The sequence below is a fragment of the Nocardia sp. KT25-26 genome (genome assembly GCF_056627695.1).
This window is the reverse complement of record NZ_CM152813.1, coordinates 5,486,649-5,503,417: the sequence shown is the minus strand read 5'-3', so window position 1 is coordinate 5,503,417 and position 16,769 is coordinate 5,486,649. Positions and strand designations below refer to the sequence as shown.

Below are 16,769 nucleotides of genomic sequence, written 5' to 3'. Positions count from 1 at the left end.
TTTTTGACGTGTGAGCTACAACATAGCCGATCTCGTGGAGCACGCCGTCGATCTCATGCCCGACCGGGTTGCACTGGTCGGTGAGGAGCGCTCGGAGACCTTCGCGGAGCTCGAAGAACGCGCCAACAAACTCGCCCACTACCTGCAGGAACAAGGCGTCCAGCCGGGTGACAAGGTGGGCATCTACTCGCGGAACACCGTCGAGGCCGTCGAGGCCATGGTCGCGGTGTTCAAAGCACGTGCGGTGATGATCAACGTCAACTACCGATACGTCGAGAACGAGTTGCAACATATCTTCGAGAACTCGGACATGGTGGCGCTGGTCCACGAGCGTCGCTACAGCGACCGGGTGGCCGGCGTCCGGGCGAAGGTGCCCGCGCTGCGCACCGTGATCGTCGTGGACGACGGCACCGACGCGCCGACCGCTCCGGACTCGGCGGAGTACGAGACGGTGCTCGCCGCCGCATCGGGTGAGCGCGACTTCGGGGATCGTTCGCCCGACGACATCTACATGCTCTACACCGGTGGCACCACCGGCCTGCCCAAGGGAGTTATGTGGCGGCAGGAGGACGTCTGGCGGGTGCTCGGCGCCGGCATCAACTTCGTCACCGGTGAGTACGTCAAGGACGAGTGGGAGCTCGCCAAGGTCGGTGCCGCCAACCCGGGTATGGTGCGCTACCCGATCCCGCCGATGATCCACGGCGGTGCGCAGTGGGCGACCTTCCACAGCCTGTTCGGCGGCGGCACGGCGGTGATGGTGCCCGAATTCAGCGGCCACGGCGTATGGCAGGCGATCGACAAGCACAAGATCAATCTGATCTTCATCACGGGTGATGCGATGGCTCGTCCGATGCTCGACGCACTGGAAGAAGGCAATCCGGAAACCGGTGAGCCCTACGATCTCTCCAGCTTGTATGTGATCGCCAGCAGTGCGGCGCTGTTCTCTCCTTCGTTGAAGGGCAAGTTCGTCGAGCTGCTGCCCAACCGGATGATCACCGACTCGATCGGCTCGTCGGAGACCGGTTTCGGCGGCCTGGCCACCATCGCCAAGGGCACGCCGCACACCGGCGGGCCGACGGTGAAGATCGACGCCGCGACGAAGGTGCTCGACGAGGACGGCCGCCCGGTCGAGCCGGGTTCCGGCCAGGTCGGCATGCTGGCCCGCAGCGGCCACATCCCGCTCGGCTACTACAAGGACGAGGTGAAGACCGCCGCGACCTTCAAGGAGTTCGACGGCGTCCGTTACGCGGTACCCGGCGACTACGCCCGGGTGGAGGCCGATGGCACCGTCACCATGCTGGGCCGGGGCTCGGTGAGTATCAACAGCGGTGGCGAGAAGATCTACCCGGAGGAGGTTGAAGGCGCGCTCAAGGCGCATCCGGAGATCTTCGATGCCCTGGTGGTCGGCGTACCGGACGAGCGCTGGGGGCAGCGGGTCTCCGCCGTGGTCCAGTGCCGGGGTGACAAGCGGCCCACCCTCGAGGAGCTGCGGCCGGTGCTGTCCGCCGAGATCTCCTCGTACAAGTTCCCGCGCAGTCTGTGGTTCGTCGACGAGATCAAGCGGTCGCCGGCCGGTAAGCCCGACTACCGGTGGGCGAAGGCGCAGACCGAGGAGCGCGCTGCCGACGAGGGCGGCGAAGCCGGGAAGTAGTATTCGGTACCGGCGCGGCCCGGTCACCCGGATGGGTGACCGGGCCGCTCTGTTTGGTCAACGGTTGTTGGCCTACAATTGTTGACATGCCGGAGTCCGATCCCGAGAATGCCACCACCCCGCGCCGCTCCGATGCCACCCGCGCCGCGATCCTGGCCGCGGCCCGAGCCCGCTTCGCAACGGACGGCTACGCCAAGGCGACCATTCGGGCCATTGCCGGCGACGCCGGGATCGACCCGTCCATGGTGATGCGATATTTCGGCAGCAAGGACGGGCTGTTCACCGCGGCGTCGACGATCGATCTGGAACTGCCGGATCTGAGTGCCGTCGATCCGGATGCCCTCGGCGAAGTCGCGGTCCGGCACTTCCTGAAGATGTGGGAAGGCGGTGACGGCGATGCCGCCAACGAGGATCGGACCGTCCTGCTCATCCTGCTCCGCACGGCGATCACCGACGACGCCGTAGCCGAGCGGGCGCGCAGGATCTTCGCCGAACAAGTACTCCCGGCCGTCCTTCGCATCGGCGATCCCGCCGACGCGCCCCGCCGCAGCGGCCTGATCGTCACCCAGCTCCTCGGCCTGGCCCTGTGCCGCTACATCCTCTGCATCCCCCCGGTCGTCGACCGGACCCCCGACCAACTGGTAGCCGACATAGCCCCCACCCTCCAGCGCTACCTCACCTCGACGCCACCGGAGCAGTCACAGCAGTTCGACGATGCTGCCGATCAGGTACTCCGGGTCAGCGAGGAGCTGAACCGGAGACTCGCTTGATGCGGTGCTGCACGCTGCTCCAGCTTCGCCCCTGGCGAGAGTGGCTCAGCACCTTCGGGGCGTGTGGCTTCGGCCGACGCGGCCCGGCCCAGTCGTAGTGGTGGTGGTGGCCCGCGTTACTCGGCCGCCAATTCGCCCGCCAGGGCGAGTAGGTGGGTCGGGGCGGGGCCGAGAGTGAACTCCAGCTGTTTGGCGGCCGTGAAGTAGTTGTGCACGATGTGGTCGCGGTCGATGCCCTGGCCGCCGTGTACGTGGACGACGGTGTGGGCTACCCGGTGGCCGGCGTCGGCGGCCCAGAATTGGGCGGTGTGGACGGCTTCGGTGGCGTCCAGGTTCTCGGCCAGGCGCCAGGCGGCTTCGGTGACGGTCAGGCGCAGGCCCTGGACGTCGATGTAGGCGTCGGCCAGGCGCTGGGCTACGGCCTGGAAGGAGCCGATGGCCTTGCCGAACTGTTCGCGGGTGCGGGCGTAGTCGGCGACCAGGTCGAGGGCGCGTTCCAGGGTGCCGAGCTGGCGGGCGGCCAGGCCCAGCCAGGCGCGGTGCCGCAACCAGGTCACGATCTCGGCGCCGCTGTCCGGGGTGCCGACCAGCTCAGCCGGGGCACCGGTGAACTCGACCAGGAATTCGGGGGAGTGGTCGATGACCTGCTGGGCGGTCCGCTCGACCGCCGGACCGGCCGGGTCGACCAGGAAGACGGCGGGGGCTCCGGCGGCATTCGCCGCCACCAGGATCCGGTCCGCGCGATCGGCGTACGGCACGGTGCACGCCGTTCCGGTGAGCTGCCAGGCGGCGCCGGAATCGGTCGCCGGCTGCGTCGCCTCGATCCGGGGTGGATCGGTGGGCGGCTGCCCCGGCTCGGTGAGCGCGACGCTCAGGATCAGTTCCCCGGCACCCGCCCGGGCCGCCGTCTTGCGCTGATCCGGATTGCCGAAAGCGGCCAGCGCCCCGGCTCCGAGCACCGCCGACCACAGGTACGGCACCGCGGCGACGGTGCGGCCGAGTTCGCGTAGCACCGCGGTCTCCTCCAGCGGGCCGAAGCCGCTGCCACCCAGATCCTCCGGGAGGGCGGCGGCGAGCACACCGGTTTCGCCGAGGGACTGCCAGAGCGGCTCGTCGAACCGGCCGGGTGTGTCGAGTTCGCGCAGCCGTTCCGGGGTGACGAGTTTGTCGCAGATCTCTCCGGTCAGCTTGGCGAGATCGAGCTGGGCGTCGGTGGGGGTGAAGTCCATGAGCTGTGTCGGCTTTCGGTCTCGATCAGCGGGCGGCGGCGGGCTGGCGCAGTGCGGTCATGGCGATGATGTCGCGCTGCACCTCGTTGGTGCCGCCGCCGAAGGTGAGGATCAGGGCGGCCCGGTGCATCCGCTCCAGGCGGCCGTGCAGCAGCGCGCCCGGCGAATCCTGGCGCAGCTGGGCGGCCGGTCCGAGGACCTCCATGAGCAGCCGGTAGGCCTCGGTGGCCAGTTCGGTGCCGTACACCTTGCAGGCCGAGGCATCCCACGGCCGCGGCGCCGCTGCGTCCGACCGCGTCGGCTCCGCCGCCGCATGAGCGGCCCCGCCGCTCATCCGGCCGCCCGCATCCGCCCGGCTGGCGATCTCCCAGTTCATCAGGCGCAGGTAGGAGACCTTGGCCTGTACCCGGGCCAGGTTCAGCTGGACCCACTGCTGGTCGATCACCCGGCCACCGTCCGGGGTGCGGGTGTTGCGGGCCCATTCGACGGTCTCGTTCACCGCCAGGGTGAGCGGCCCGGCCGAGGTGAGGGCGACCCGTTCGTGGTTGAGCTGGTTGGTGATCAGCGCCCAGCCGCCGTTCTCGGGGCCGACCATCGCATCGGCGGGTACCCGCACGTCCTGGTAGTAGGTGGCGCTGGTGTCCGGGCCCGCCATGGTGTGCACCGGCGTCCAGGAGAAGCCGGGGGTATCGGCGGGCACGATGAACATGCTGATGCCCTTGTGCTTCTTGGCGTTCGGATCGGTGCGGGCGGCCAGCCAGATGTAGTCGGCGTAGGCGACCAGGCTGGTCCACATCTTCTGGCCGTTGATCACGTACTCGTCGCCGTCCCGGACCGCCGAGGTGCGCAGTGCGGCCAGGTCGGTGCCCGCGCCGGGTTCCGAGTAGCCGATGGAGAAATGCAGTTCACCGGCGGCGATGCGGGGCAGGAAGAATCTCTTCTGCTCGTCGGTGCCGTAGTGCATGATGGTCGGAGCCACCGAGTTGATGGTCAGGAACGGTACCGGTGCGCCGGCGATGGCGGCCTCGTCGGTGAAGATCAGCTGGTCCATCGTGGACCGGTCCTGGCCGCCGTACTCGGTGGGCCAGCCCAGCGCCAGCCATCCGTCGCGGCTCATTTCGCGGACCACTTCCCGGTAGACGTCGCCGGCGCCGTATTCGCCGGTCTGGGCCCGCAGGGCGGTGCGGCGCTCGGGAGTGATCAGCCGGGCGAAGTAGTCGCGCAGCTCGGCGCGGAGCTGTTGCTGCTGCGGCGTGTAGGCGACACGCATGATGCTCCTGTGTTCTGACGTGGCGAAAATTCAACCGATGTGAACCGATCATTGCACATTGGGTGAAACATGTTCCAGTATTGAGGGGATCGGGCGGTCGCTCCACTGCGCGGCCGCGACCGCCCGGTCGCATCCTGCGAGGGCATGTTCGGAAAGGATTCATCATGAAGGTCATTGTCGATCCGGATCGCTGCGAGGCGAACGGCGTGTGCGTGGGAATCGCCTCTGACATGTTCGAACTCGACGACGACGACATGCTGCACATACACGAGGGCGAGGTGCCCGACGATCGGGTGGCCGATGTCGAGGAAGCGGTTGCGCAGTGTCCGCGCGCGGCATTGCGGGTCGAGTGAATCACCCCTTGTCCGAAAGTGGAACAAGTTCTAAAGTCGGGCCGATGAGCGACGAGACGAACACTCCTCTGGCCGGCCGGGTGGCCGTCGTGACCGGTGCGGGCGCGGGCTTGGGTCGGGCCGAGGCCCTGGCGCTGGGTGCCGCCGGTGCCGCGGTGGTCATCAACGACATCACCGAGGAGGCCGCGGCCGAGACCCTCGCGCAGTTGCGCGAGGCCGGCGGCAAGGCCGAGATCGTGGCCGGCAGTGTCGCCGAACGGGCCACCGCCGACGCACTGATCGCAGTGGCAGACGAATCCTTCGGCGGCCTCGACATCGTGGTGAACAATGCCGGCATCACCCGCGACCGCATGCTGTTCAATCTCTCCGACGAGGACTGGGATGCAGTGCTGGCCGTACATCTGCGCGGCCACTTCCTGTTGACCCGCAATGCCGGTGCGTACTGGCGGGCGAAGTCGAAGGCGGCCGGTGCACCGGTCTACGGCCGGTTGATCAACACCTCGTCGGAGGCCGGTCTGCTCGGCCCCGAGGGGCAGGCCAACTACGGTGCGGCCAAGGCCGGTATCGCCGCACTGACCCTCTCCGCCGCGCGTGGCCTGTCGCGTTACGGCGTCCGTGCCAACGCGATCTGCCCGCGGGCACGTACTGCGATGACCGAAGCCGTGTTCTCCGATGCGCCGGACGACGCGGTCGATCCGCTCGCCCCCGAACATGTTGCCCGGCTCGTGGCCTATCTGGCCGGTCCGGAGGCCGACCGGGTGAACGGTCAGGTGTTCGTCGTCTACGGCCCGATGGTGGCCCTGATGGCCGCGCCGACCGTTGAGCAGCGCTTCGACGCGGCCGGAGCCGAGTTCCGGCCCGCCGAATTGTCGGCGATGCTGGGCGATTACTTCGCGGACCGGGATCCGGCCCGTACCTTCTCCGCTTCGGCGCTACGCGATCTGGAGTGAAACGCTCGCTGTCCCGGACAGCGGCGGGGCGATCTGCGAGGATGTCGTCACGCCCCGGGGCGGCTCGGCCGGTCGAGGGAATCGAGCGGCCGGTTCGCTGTTCGATAGCCGTACCGCCCGCCCGTTCCGGGGTGTTGTCGAGTTCTGTTGAACAGCGGTCCAGGTGTTGGTAGACAAGAGCTCGGAGCTTGTGGCGCGTCACACACCGGCTCCGGGCGGTGTCCATCGGACTCGGTTGGACACCGTTTCAGTTTTTAACCCGCCTACAACGAAAAAGACCAGGTAAAAGTTCCCGAAAACGGCAGACATCAATGAGAACATGTTCTAGTGTTTGGGCAGTCTTGTGGGTGGGGAAACGGTGAACCAGCAGAACGCCGGCAGTAACGGCGCATCGAGCGAGAAGGAGGACGGGTGAGCGACCTCCTTGCTGTGCCGTTGCGGGCGGTCGGCGGGTTCTTCGAACTGGCCGCCGATGTGGTCCGGGCGTCCGTGCGTCCGCCTTTCCAGCGCCGCGAGTTCGTCGACCAGGCCTGGTTCATCGCCCGGGTGTCGATCGTGCCGACCCTGCTGGTGGCGATTCCGTTCACCGTGCTGGTCAGTTTCACCCTCAACATCCTGCTGCGTGAGATCGGTGCCGCCGACCTCTCCGGGGCGGGTGCGGCATTCGGCTCCATCACCCAGGTCGGGCCGATGGTCACGGTGCTCATCGTGGCGGGTGCCGGTGCCACCGCAATCTGTGCCGACCTCGGTGCCCGCACCATCCGGGAAGAGATCGACGCCATGCGGGTGCTGGGCATCGACCCGGTGCAGCGGCTCGTCGTGCCCCGGGTACTGGCCTCGATGTTCGTCGCGGCACTGCTCAACGGCCTGGTGAGCACCATCGGCCTGGTCGGCAGCTTCCTGTTCTCGGTCTTTCTGCAAGACGTCAATCCGGGTGCATTCGTCAACGGCATCACGCTGCTGACTCACTTTCCGGAACTCGTGATCTCCGAGGTGAAGGCGACACTCTTCGGCCTGGCGGCCGGGCTGGTCGCCTGTTATCTGGGGCTCAATGTCAAGGGTGGTCCCAAGAGTGTCGGTGATGCGGTCAACCAGACGGTCGTCTTCTCGTTCATGGTGTTGTTCGTGGTGAATGTGGTCGTCACCGCGGTCGGTATCAAGTTCGCGGCGCGGTGATCCGATGGCTTTCGTGATCCAATCCCGATTCCCGCGGACGGTGCGCCGGGTACGGCGCGTTTCCAGCGGACTGGATTCCGTCGGCAAGCATGCGATTTTCTACATGCAGGCCATTGCCTCGGTGCCGCGGGCATTCATTCACTATCGGACCGAGACGATTCGGCTCATCGCCGAAATCTCCATGGGTACCGGGGCGCTGGCGGTCATCGGCGGCACAGTCGTAATCGTCGGATTCCTGACCCTGGCCGCCGGTGGCACCATCGCGGTGCAGGGCTACAGTTCGCTCGGCAATATCGGCGTCGAGGCGCTCACCGGATTCTTCGCCGCATTCATCAATGTGCGAATTGCGGCGCCGGTGATCTCCGGTATCGGACTCGCCGCCACGCTGGGCGCGGGCACCACGGCACAACTCGGCGCCATGCGCGTCTCCGAGGAGATCGATGCCCTCGAGGTGATGGCGATCCGGCCGATTCCGTTCCTCGTCGGCACCCGGATGCTCGCCGGCATGCTCGCGGTGATCCCCCTGTACTCGCTGGCCGTGATCGCCTCGTTCCTGGCCAGCCGGTTCGCCACCGTGGTGATCTACGGGCAGTCGGCGGGCGTGTACGACCACTACTTCGAGACCTTCCTGATTCCCAGCGACATCCTCTGGTCGTTTGCCCAGGCGATCATCATGGCGATGGCGGTGATGATGATCCACACCTATTACGGCTTCCACGCCGCGGGTGGTCCGGTGGGCGTCGGCGTCGCGGTCGGCAATGCGGTGCGCGCATCCCTGGTCGCCGTGGTCACGGTGACGCTGCTGATGTCGCTGGCCATCTACGGCACCTCGGGCAATTTCAATCTCTCCGGGTAGGGCGGCGACATGGTGACGGACATTGGAAGGCCCAAGCGGCTGCTCGAACAGGGCTGGTTCCTCAAACTGGCCGGACTCGGCATGGTGCTGGGACTGGTCGCGGTGGTGGCACTGTGCCTGGTGATGTTCGCGGGCGGCTTCCAGAACACCGTCGCGGTCACCGTTGTGGCGCCGCGCAGCGGCCTGGTCCTGGACCCCGATGCGAAGGTGAAGATCCGCGGTGTGCAGATCGGCCATGTCGCCGGTATCGAGAACACGGCCGAGGGCGCCGAAATCGAACTGGCGCTGGATCCCGGCCAGCTGCAGTTGGTGCCCGCCAACGCGGTCGTCGATATCCGCTCCACCACGGTATTCGGTGCGAAGTACATCAACTTCGTGGTACCGCAGCAGCCGTCGAGCGACCACCTGCGCGCTGGTGCGACCGTGCCGGCCGAGGCGGTGACGGTCGAATTCAACACGCTCTTCCAGCACCTCACCGATGTGCTCCAGCAGGTGGAACCGGAGAAACTCAATGCGACGCTGACGGCACTGGGCACCGCGCTCGAGGGGCGCGGCGAGAAGCTGGGGCAGCTGCTCGTGGACAGTGAAGCCCTGCTGCGCGAGATCAACCCCAGCCTGCCGGCCCTGCAGCAGGACCTGCAGAAGACGGCGGCGGTCACCGATATCTACGCGGACACCGTGGGGAACCTGCTGCAAACCACCGACAACGCGATCGTCACCGGCGCCACCGTGGTGGATCAGCAGCAGGAACTCGACGCGATGCTGCTCGAACTGATCGGCTTCGCCGATACGGCCACTCCCATTCTCGGTGAGTCGGCCCCGCCGCTCGCCGAAGCACTGAACCTGCTGGAAGGGACCACCGGGATTCTGAACGAGTACCGCTCCGGGCTGTACTGCACGATCGTCGGGCTCGGTTCGAACATACCCATCGTCGACGACATCTTCGGCGGCCGGTATCCGGCCGTCACCATGAACGCCGGAGTCATGCCCGGCGGCACGCCGTACCAGTATCCGCAGGATCTGCCGAAGGTCAATGCCACCGGCGGGCCGCACTGTGAAGGTGTGCTGGACAACGTTCCCGGCCAGAATGCCGACTATCTGGTCACCGACACCTCCGAGGGCACCGTCTGGCATCCGGAGACGAACCCGCACTTCAATGCCAATGTGTTCGAGCTGCTGTTCGGCGGGATCGCCAGGGGGCAGAAGTGAGATTCAAACCACGCGCGGTCAGCGTGAAACTCGGTCTGTTCACCCTGGTCATGGTGCTCGTGCTGGCCATGCTCGGGGTGATCTTCAGCCAGGCCCGGTTCGCCCGGGAGAACGGCTACCACGCCGTCTTCACCAGCTCGTCGGGCATGCTGCCCGGCGCCAAGGTGCGGATCGCCGGGGTGCCGGTCGGATCGGTCACCCGGGTGTACGTCGGCGACGACAACCTGGCCCATATCGATTTCGATGTGGACCGGAAGTACAAGCTGTACAAGAGCACCGAGGCCGTCATCCGCTACGAGAACCTCGTCGGTGATCGATATCTGGAGTTGCTCGACGGGGTCGGCACGGGTCAGGTGCTGCCGAAGAACGGCACCATCGGCGTCGACCGCACCGAACCGGCACTCGACCTGGACCTGCTGCTGGGCGGATTCAAACCGCTGCTGCGCGGGCTGGACCCGGCCCAGGTCAACGACCTGACCGAGGCTTTGCTGCAGGTGTTCCAAGGGCAGGGCGGTACGCTGGTCTCGCTGCTCAACAGCGGCGGATCGTTCGCCACCACGCTCGCCGAGCGCGATGCGCTGATCGGCAGCGTGATCGAGAACCTGCAGACCGTGCTGGCCACGATCGACGAGCGGGACGAGGCCTTCGGCCACACCCTCGACGAACTGCAACGGCTGATCAGCGGCCTGGCCGCGGACAAGGATCCGATCGGCGAGGCGCTGCCGCGGCTCGCCGGCGCCACCGGCGATCTGACCGAGCTGCTGGCCCAGGCCCGCCCGGATCTGAAGGCCACCATCGCCCAGCTCGGCCGTACCGCCACCTCCTTGGACAACCAGTCCGAGGATGTGGAGTGGGTGATCCAGAATCTGCCGGAGTCGTATCGCAAGCTGGTGCGGATCGGTTCCTACGGTTCGTTCCTGAACATCTACGTGTGTGGGACCGACATCCTGCTGGACGGTCCGGACGGTAAGCCGATTTCGGTCGGCACCCCGGGCGGGCAGATGGGCTACGGAAGGTGCGCCGAGTAGTCATGAACACGAATCGTCTACCCACCCCGGCCGTCGGCATCATCGGCATCGTCCTCGCCGTGGCCGTCTGCCTCACGGCCCTGCAGTTCGACCGGCTGCCCTTCATCCGGTCCGGTGCCGAATACGTCGCCTATTTCGGGGATGCGGGTGGCCTGCTGGTGGGCGACCAGGTGCAGGTGGCCGGTGTACGTTCGGGCCGCGTGGAAGAGGTCGCGCTCGACGGTGCCGCGGTGCGGGTGCGTTTCTCCCTGTCCGAGGACATCGCGCTCGGGGAGGACACCACCGCCGCCATCAAGACCAATACGGTGCTCGGCAAGAAGTCCCTGGAGGTCACCCCGGCCGGGCCGGGAAGCCTGACCCGGAACGAGCCGATTCCGCTGGCGCGCACCACATCGCCGTATTCGCTGAACGACGCCCTCGGTGACCTCACCGAAACCGTCGGCGGGCTGGAGATGGACCGGGTGAAGCAGACGCTCGACGAGCTGTCGCTGGCCTTCGCCGACACTCCGGAACCGTTGCGCAATGCGCTGGAAGGCGTCTCGGCGCTGTCGCGCAGCATCCATACCCGGGACCAGGCGCTGACCGAGCTGCTGGCTAAAGCGCAGGGCGTCACCGGCATCCTGTCGGAGCGGGCGCAGAAGATCAATTCGCTGCTCGTCGACGGCAATTCGCTGCTGGGCGAACTGGATGCCCGGCGCGGTGCGCTCAGCCAGCTCATCGTCTACGTCAACGGCCTCGCCCAGCAGTTGTCCGGCTTCGTGAACGACAACGAAGCCGAGCTCAAACCGACACTGGACAAGCTGAACTCGGTACTGGCGCTGTTGCAGCGCAATGAGCAGGATCTGAAGGAAGCGCTCGATTCGGTCGGGCCCTACGCGGCCGCGCTCGGCGAGCAGGTGGGTTCCGGCCCGTACTTCCAGGCCTACATCTCCAACTTCAGCAGTTCCGCCCTGGAAGCGCTGGTCGACGCCATGGTGTGGCCGGAGAACCTGCCGGAAGCACTCAAGAACCAGTTCGAGACGTTCAACATCAAACCCGGAATGACGGGGCCGCAGAAATGAACTCAGTGCGATCCAAACTCGTCGGCCTGCCCCGCGGCGCCCTGATCGCCGCGGCGGTGGTCGTGGTCGTGGTGCTGGCCGTGGTCGGCTATTCGGCGGCAAGCAAGATCGGCACCACCAAGATCACCGCCCACTTCCCGTCCACCAGCGGTCTGTACGCGGGTGACGAGGTTCGGGTGCTCGGCGTGCAGGTCGGCACCATCGACTCCGTCGAACCGGGCGACGGCCAGGTCACAGTGACCATGACGATCGACCGTGGCATCCGGTTGCCTGCGGACGCCAAGGCGGTCCTCGTGTCGCCGTCGCTGGTGTCGGCGCGGTTCGTTCAGCTGGCCCCCGCATACACCGGCGGTCCCGAACTCCGCGACGGCGGCACCATTCCGATCGAACGCACCGCGATCCCGGTGGAATGGGACGACATCAAGGCCGAGCTGACCGAACTGGCCACCACCCTCGGCCCCGTCGGTGAGGACTCCCAGGGCTCGTTCGGCCGCTTCGTCGACACGGCAGCCGCCAACCTGGACGGCAACGGTGCGGCCTTCCGCAACACCCTGCGTGACCTGTCGGCCGCCCTGAACACCCTCTCCGACGGCCGCACCGATCTCTTCTCGACCATCCGCAACCTGCAGCACTTCGTGGACGTCCTGGCCGCGAGCAACGACCAGATCGTGCAGTTCGGCGGCCGGCTCGCCTCGGTATCCCGGGTACTCGGTGATGTATCCACCGATCTCGGTGCCGGGCTGGACAATCTGGATATCGCGATCCAGGACGTGCACCGGTTCCTCGACTCCCGGGGCGATGCGCTTACCGAGGACCTGCAGCGGCTGACCGAGGTCACCGAGATCCTGGTCGAGAAGCGGCCCCAGATCGAGGGCCTGCTGCACTCCGGTCCCACCGCGCTGGTGAACTTCTACCAGATCTACAAACCGGCCACCGGCACGCTGACCGGGTATCCGGTGCTGACCAACTTCGCCGACCCGATCAGCTTCGTCTGTGGTTCGGTCGAGGCCGCGGGCCGGCCGTCCTCCGACCGGAGCGCCGACCTGTGCGTCGAAATGCTCGGGCCGATGCTGAACGACATGACGATGAACTATCTGCCGTTCATGTTGAGCCCGGCGACCGCCGCCGGTGCCACCCCGGACCAGCTCCGCTACAGCACTCCGGAACTTGCCGCGCGTGCCCAGGCCGGTCAGGTCACCGTGCCGAATTCGGTCGCCGAGCTCGCGGTACCGGGAGGTAACTGATGGAAACCATGCTGGGACGCAAACGGGTGGCCGGGCTCGCGATCGGCCTGGCCGTCGCACTGGGCGCCACCGGATGCGAATGGGACGGGCTCAACAGCCTGCCGCTGCCCGGTGCCGCGGGCACCGGGGAAGGCGCCTGGCAGGTGCAGATCCAGATGCCGAACGTCACCACGCTGACCCGCAATTCGCCGGTCCGGATCAACGATGTCACGGTCGGTACCGTCAGTGATATCGAGGTGGAGGACTGGCATGCCCTGGTCACCGTGACCCTGGAGAAGGACGTCACGCTGCCGGCCAATGCGGTCGCCGCGATCGGCCAGACCAGCCTGCTGGGATCGAATCACCTCGAACTCGCGCCGCCGGCCGACGTTCCGGCACAAGGCACACTCCGGCCGGGCGACACCATCCCACTCGACCGGGCGGGCGCCTACCCGACCACCGAGCAGACGCTGTCCGCACTGTCGGTGGTTCTCAACGGCGGCGGCATCAGCCAGCTGGAGAACATCACCGGTGAGCTGAACAAGGCGCTGACCGGAAACACCGCCGCGATCCGGGATCTGCTGCCGCAACTGGACCAGCTGGTCACCACACTGGACGGGCAGACCCAGGACATCATCGCAGCGATGGAAGGTCTCGACCGTTTCGCCGGGACGCTCGCCGATCAGAAGGACCGGGTGGGCGCCGCCATCGACGGGATCCATCCGGCGCTGACCGTGCTCGCCGACCGGCGGGAGAACATCACCCGCACGCTGTCCTCACTGGGCGAACTGAGCACCGTGGTCTCCCGGTTCACCGCCGACGGCGGCGAAGCGCTGCGCAACGACCTGGCGAATCTGGCACCAGTACTGGAGAAGCTCGCCGATACCGGCGGCAACCTCGGCCAGGCCCTGACCATGCTGCTGACCTTCCCGTTCCCGATGCGTTCGCTGGACGGCGCAGTGCGCGGCGACTACCTGAACGTCAAGATCGTCTACGACCTGACCATCGATCGGCTCCGGAAGAACTTCCTCACCGGAACCCCGGTCGGCCCGGAAACGAACGGCTTCGTCGGCATGCTCGGACAGGTCGGCGGCAGCGACGGCCCGCCCGCCGACCCGCGCACCGCGCCGTTCCAGGCGCCGCCACCGGCCGATCCCGGTCAGCCCGCGATTCCCGGGCTGGGCCCGATCCCCGGGCTGCCCGCGATTCCCGGAATCACCGTGCCACAAGGGGGCGGACAGTGAAACTCACCCGCTTCGTCAAGATCCAGCTCGCCATCTTCTCGGTACTGACGGTCATCGGCCTGACGGTGATGGGTGGCGTCTACGTCAACCTGCCGGCGATGGCCGGCATCGGCGTGTACGACGTGACCGTGAAACTCGCCGCCACCGGCGGGCTGTACGAGAACGCCAATGTCGCCTACCGCGGGACCAATGTCGGCAAGGTGCAGGCGGTCCGGCTCACGCCCGAGGGGGTGGATGCCGAGCTCGCCATCGACAGCGACTACAAGATCCCGGCCGATGTGGACGCCTGGGTCCGCAGTGTCTCCGCGATCGGCGAGCAGTACGTGGACCTGGTGCCGGCCCCGGACCCGGGCCGCGCCCACCTGGCCGACGGTTCGGTCATCCCCGTCGAACGCACCACGCTGCCGCAGGACGTCGGCGCCATGCTGGATCAGGCCGACCGGCTGCTCGACAGCGTCGCCGACACCAAGTTGCGCGAGGTGATCGACGAGGCGTTCAAGGCGTTCAACGGCGCCGGACCGGATCTGCAACGGTTCATCGACTCCGCGTCCCTGCTGGTGCAGGAGGCCGGGGAGAACACTGATGTCACCAAGGATCTGATCGAACAGATCGGCCCGCTGCTGGACACCCAGATCGAATCCGAGGGCGCCATCCGGTCCTGGACCGTCGACCTGGCGATCCTCACCGATCAGTTGCGCGAACACGATCCGGCGCTGCGCAGCATCATCACGAACACGCCGGGCACCGCGGGCCGGGCAGGCGAACTGTTCCAGGACCTGCAGCCGACCCTGCCGCTGCTGGCCCGCAACCTGGTCAGCGTCGGACAGGTGAGCTCCATCTACGAACCCGGTACCGAGCAGCTGATGGTGGTCTTCCCGCCGCTCATCGCCGCGCTGCTCACGGCCGCCACCGGTGGCCCGCTCGAATACGGCGCCATGGTCGACTTCATGGTCAGCCTCAACGACCCGGTCGGGTGTACGGTCGGCTTCCTCCCGCCGAACCAGCGGCGCTCGGCCGCCGAGCGAGACGCCCCGCCGACGCCGGACGGGCTGTACTGCAAGGCGCCGCAGGACGCGCCCTATGCGGTCCGCGGCATCCGCAACACGCCGTGCATGGAGTTCCCGGGCCGGCGGGCACCCACGCCGGAATTGTGCCGCGACCCGCAGGGTTACGTGCCGGAAGGCGATATGCCGCTGCCGTTCGAGAACCCGAATCCCGCCGAACCGGCGAGCACCGGCAATCCCCCGGAGCCCGGGCCGGCACCCGCCGAGGGCACCCAGCCCGCCTCGGTACAGCTGCGGTCGTACGATCCGAGTAGTGGAACCTTCCTCGGGCCGGACAACCGCACGTATCGGGTGGCCAATATCGGGCCCGACGGGTCCGGGATCGTCCCGCCGAGCTTGACCGCAATGGTGCAGGAGCAGTTTCGATGAGTGATACCACGGGAGCAGGACGCCGTCCCCGCAGACGGGCGGCGCGGGCCGCCGGGCCACCGCCGGAGGAATCGGGAACCGCCCGGCCGGAAACCGGAGCTGCGGATCGGTCCGGCACGCCCGGTCCGGACGCCGAAACCGTGGTGTTCCGGAAGTCTGCCGGCAGCCCTGCTCCCGAGGCGGAAATCGGCACCGAGCCCGGCGATGTCGCCACCGAACGTGCCGAGGTGGCCGGGGCCGACAGCACCGCTGCGGAGACCGGCACCGACGCATCCGCCGCAGACCCGGCCGATGCCGATGCCGCCGACTCCGATGCACCGGAACCGGCCGCCCGCGGCTCCCGGTGGATGCTCGTCGGCGCGGCGGTCTGCACCGTGCTCGCCGTCGCCGCGTTCGCGGTGTCCGGGGTCCTGCTGGTCCAGCGCAACAACACCGCGGACCTGGAGGCCCAGCGCACCGAATATGTGCAGTTCGCGCGGCAGGCGATGACCAGCATCACCACGATCGACGGCGAGTCCGCACAGGAGGACCTGGATCGCGCCCTGCAGCTCACCTCGGGCCCCTTCGCCGCGGATCTGGCCGAACGCAAGAACGACTTCTCCGAACTGGTGCAGACGGCCGAAGTGGATGCCGAGGGCGAAGTGGTCGAGGCCGCCCTGGAGAGTTCCGACGACGTGTCGGCCATCGTGCTGGTGGCGGTCCGGCAGAAACTGACCAACGCCGGAGTCGAGGGGCCGCAGGAGCGGCAGTATCGGTTCCGCGTGACGATCGGCCGCGCCGGCGACGAGCTGTCGATCACCGGAATGGAGATGGTGCTGTGAAGAATCGGCCACGGGCGCTGTATGTGCTGATCGGCGCCGCACTGCTGCTCGTCGCCGGCCTCGGTGTGGCCGCCTGGTCCGGCTTCGCCGCCTGGCAGGAACAGCAGACCGAGCAGGCCCGCGAGAATTCGCTGACGGTCGCCACCCGCGCCACCGAGAAGATGTTCGGCTACACCTACACCTCGGTCGATGCCCAGATGGACGAGGTGGTCCAGTACATGACACCGGAGTTCCGCGACGACTGGAACCTGGTGATCGACGAGAGCATCTCACCGAAGGCCAAGGAGAAGGAGCTGACCGTCACCGCCACCATCGAGGCCGCCGGCGTGATCTCCGCGAGCCCCGACCACGCCGAGGTGATGGTCTTCCTGAACCAGAAGAGCGTCGGTAAGGACCCCGAATCCGGCACCTACATCCAGAGCCGGATCAAGGTGAAGCTGGACGAGCAGGACGGGCGCTGGCTGGTGGCCGACGTCGACCCGGTCTGACCCTTCC

The 16,769-nt window shown here is 67.3% G+C and carries 16 protein-coding genes; 14 read left to right on the top strand and 2 right to left on the bottom strand.

Going from position 1 to position 16,769, the window contains the following annotated elements; translation table 11 throughout:
* Nucleotides 1-10 precede the first annotated feature (10 nt).
* Both AC1HFH_RS24900 and AC1HFH_RS24895 read left to right on the top strand, forming a co-directional pair.
* Complete coding sequence (locus AC1HFH_RS24900) at nucleotides 11-1,651, top strand: acyl-CoA synthetase (protein ID WP_480245207.1); 1,641 nt, start codon at nucleotides 11-13, stop codon at nucleotides 1,649-1,651.
* Between the two features lie 86 nt (nucleotides 1,652-1,737).
* Nucleotides 1,738-2,421, top strand: coding sequence for a TetR/AcrR family transcriptional regulator (locus AC1HFH_RS24895; RefSeq protein ID WP_480245206.1), 684 nt, complete (start codon nucleotides 1,738-1,740; stop codon nucleotides 2,419-2,421).
* Nucleotides 2,422-2,537: 116 nt separating this feature from the next.
* On the opposite strand, the gene AC1HFH_RS24890 is transcribed toward AC1HFH_RS24895, so the two are convergent.
* A complete protein-coding gene (locus tag AC1HFH_RS24890) occupies nucleotides 2,538-3,650 on the bottom strand; it encodes an acyl-CoA dehydrogenase family protein (protein WP_480245205.1) in 1,113 nt (370 codons plus the stop codon).
* Nucleotides 3,651-3,675: 25 nt separating this feature from the next.
* Nucleotides 3,676-4,920 carry an acyl-CoA dehydrogenase family protein gene (locus tag AC1HFH_RS24885; RefSeq protein ID WP_480245204.1) on the bottom strand — a complete coding sequence of 415 codons (1,245 nt, stop codon included), beginning with the start codon at nucleotides 4,918-4,920 and terminating at the stop codon, nucleotides 3,676-3,678.
* A 164-nt stretch (nucleotides 4,921-5,084) separates the two neighbouring features.
* Here AC1HFH_RS24885 and AC1HFH_RS24880 point away from each other — a divergent pair, with 164 nt between their 5' ends.
* The 12 genes from AC1HFH_RS24880 to AC1HFH_RS24825 all read left to right on the top strand — a co-directional run bounded on the left by AC1HFH_RS24880 (nucleotide 5,085) and on the right by AC1HFH_RS24825 (nucleotide 16,762).
* A complete protein-coding gene (locus tag AC1HFH_RS24880) occupies nucleotides 5,085-5,273 on the top strand; it encodes a ferredoxin (RefSeq protein WP_480245203.1) in 189 nt (62 codons plus the stop codon).
* Between the two features lie 44 nt (nucleotides 5,274-5,317).
* Nucleotides 5,318-6,223, top strand: a complete 906-nt coding sequence (locus AC1HFH_RS24875; protein ID WP_480245202.1) for a 3-oxoacyl-ACP reductase — start codon at nucleotides 5,318-5,320, stop codon at nucleotides 6,221-6,223.
* Nucleotides 6,224-6,634: 411 nt separating this feature from the next.
* Complete coding sequence (locus tag AC1HFH_RS24870) at nucleotides 6,635-7,399, top strand: MlaE family ABC transporter permease (RefSeq protein WP_480245201.1); 765 nt, start codon at nucleotides 6,635-6,637, stop codon at nucleotides 7,397-7,399.
* Between the two features lie 4 nt (nucleotides 7,400-7,403).
* Nucleotides 7,404-8,255: an MlaE family ABC transporter permease gene (locus tag AC1HFH_RS24865; protein ID WP_480245200.1), complete on the top strand. Its 852-nt coding sequence runs from the start codon at nucleotides 7,404-7,406 to the stop codon at nucleotides 8,253-8,255.
* A gap of 9 nt (nucleotides 8,256-8,264) precedes the next feature.
* Nucleotides 8,265-9,464, top strand: a complete 1,200-nt coding sequence (locus AC1HFH_RS24860; RefSeq protein ID WP_480245199.1) for an MCE family protein — start codon at nucleotides 8,265-8,267, stop codon at nucleotides 9,462-9,464.
* Between the two features lie 50 nt (nucleotides 9,465-9,514).
* Nucleotides 9,515-10,492: an MCE family protein gene (locus tag AC1HFH_RS24855; protein WP_480247970.1), complete on the top strand. Its 978-nt coding sequence runs from the start codon at nucleotides 9,515-9,517 to the stop codon at nucleotides 10,490-10,492.
* A gap of 2 nt (nucleotides 10,493-10,494) precedes the next feature.
* Nucleotides 10,495-11,553, top strand: coding sequence for an MCE family protein (locus AC1HFH_RS24850; RefSeq protein WP_480245198.1), 1,059 nt, complete (start codon nucleotides 10,495-10,497; stop codon nucleotides 11,551-11,553).
* The gene (locus AC1HFH_RS24845; RefSeq protein WP_480245197.1) at nucleotides 11,550-12,797 is read left to right on the top strand and encodes an MCE family protein; all 1,248 of its coding nucleotides are present in this window, start codon (nucleotides 11,550-11,552) and stop codon (nucleotides 12,795-12,797) included. Before AC1HFH_RS24850 ends, AC1HFH_RS24845 begins: the two co-directional genes overlap by 4 nt.
* Complete coding sequence (locus tag AC1HFH_RS24840; protein ID WP_480245196.1) at nucleotides 12,797-14,020, top strand: MCE family protein; 1,224 nt, start codon at nucleotides 12,797-12,799, stop codon at nucleotides 14,018-14,020. The genes AC1HFH_RS24845 and AC1HFH_RS24840 overlap by 1 nt, the downstream gene beginning before the upstream one ends.
* Nucleotides 14,017-15,453: an MCE family protein gene (locus AC1HFH_RS24835; RefSeq protein WP_480245195.1), complete on the top strand. Its 1,437-nt coding sequence runs from the start codon at nucleotides 14,017-14,019 to the stop codon at nucleotides 15,451-15,453. The genes AC1HFH_RS24840 and AC1HFH_RS24835 overlap by 4 nt, the downstream gene beginning before the upstream one ends.
* Nucleotides 15,450-16,274 (top strand): hypothetical protein, encoded by an 825-nt coding sequence (locus tag AC1HFH_RS24830; RefSeq protein ID WP_480245194.1) that lies wholly within the window; start codon nucleotides 15,450-15,452, stop codon nucleotides 16,272-16,274. Before AC1HFH_RS24835 ends, AC1HFH_RS24830 begins: the two co-directional genes overlap by 4 nt.
* A complete protein-coding gene (locus tag AC1HFH_RS24825; protein WP_480245193.1) occupies nucleotides 16,271-16,762 on the top strand; it encodes a h domain protein in 492 nt (163 codons plus the stop codon). The genes AC1HFH_RS24830 and AC1HFH_RS24825 overlap by 4 nt, the downstream gene beginning before the upstream one ends.
* Nucleotides 16,763-16,769: the final 7 nt, after the last annotated feature.

Coding starts and splice junctions, on each gene's coding strand:
- AC1HFH_RS24865 (WP_480245200.1), top strand. CDS start 7,404: ATGGCTTTCGTGATCCAATCCCGATTCCCGCGGACGGTGCGCCGGGTA.
- AC1HFH_RS24890 (WP_480245205.1), bottom strand. CDS start 3,650: ATGGACTTCACCCCCACCGACGCCCAGCTCGATCTCGCCAAGCTGACC.
- AC1HFH_RS24850 (WP_480245198.1), top strand. CDS start 10,495: ATGAACACGAATCGTCTACCCACCCCGGCCGTCGGCATCATCGGCATC.
- AC1HFH_RS24860 (WP_480245199.1), top strand. CDS start 8,265: ATGGTGACGGACATTGGAAGGCCCAAGCGGCTGCTCGAACAGGGCTGG.
- AC1HFH_RS24895 (WP_480245206.1), top strand. CDS start 1,738: ATGCCGGAGTCCGATCCCGAGAATGCCACCACCCCGCGCCGCTCCGAT.
- AC1HFH_RS24830 (WP_480245194.1), top strand. CDS start 15,450: ATGAGTGATACCACGGGAGCAGGACGCCGTCCCCGCAGACGGGCGGCG.
- AC1HFH_RS24875 (WP_480245202.1), top strand. CDS start 5,318: ATGAGCGACGAGACGAACACTCCTCTGGCCGGCCGGGTGGCCGTCGTG.
- AC1HFH_RS24840 (WP_480245196.1), top strand. CDS start 12,797: ATGGAAACCATGCTGGGACGCAAACGGGTGGCCGGGCTCGCGATCGGC.
- AC1HFH_RS24880 (WP_480245203.1), top strand. CDS start 5,085: ATGAAGGTCATTGTCGATCCGGATCGCTGCGAGGCGAACGGCGTGTGC.
- AC1HFH_RS24885 (WP_480245204.1), bottom strand. CDS start 4,920: ATGCGTGTCGCCTACACGCCGCAGCAGCAACAGCTCCGCGCCGAGCTG.
- AC1HFH_RS24855 (WP_480247970.1), top strand. CDS start 9,515: ATGGTGCTCGTGCTGGCCATGCTCGGGGTGATCTTCAGCCAGGCCCGG.
- AC1HFH_RS24845 (WP_480245197.1), top strand. CDS start 11,550: ATGAACTCAGTGCGATCCAAACTCGTCGGCCTGCCCCGCGGCGCCCTG.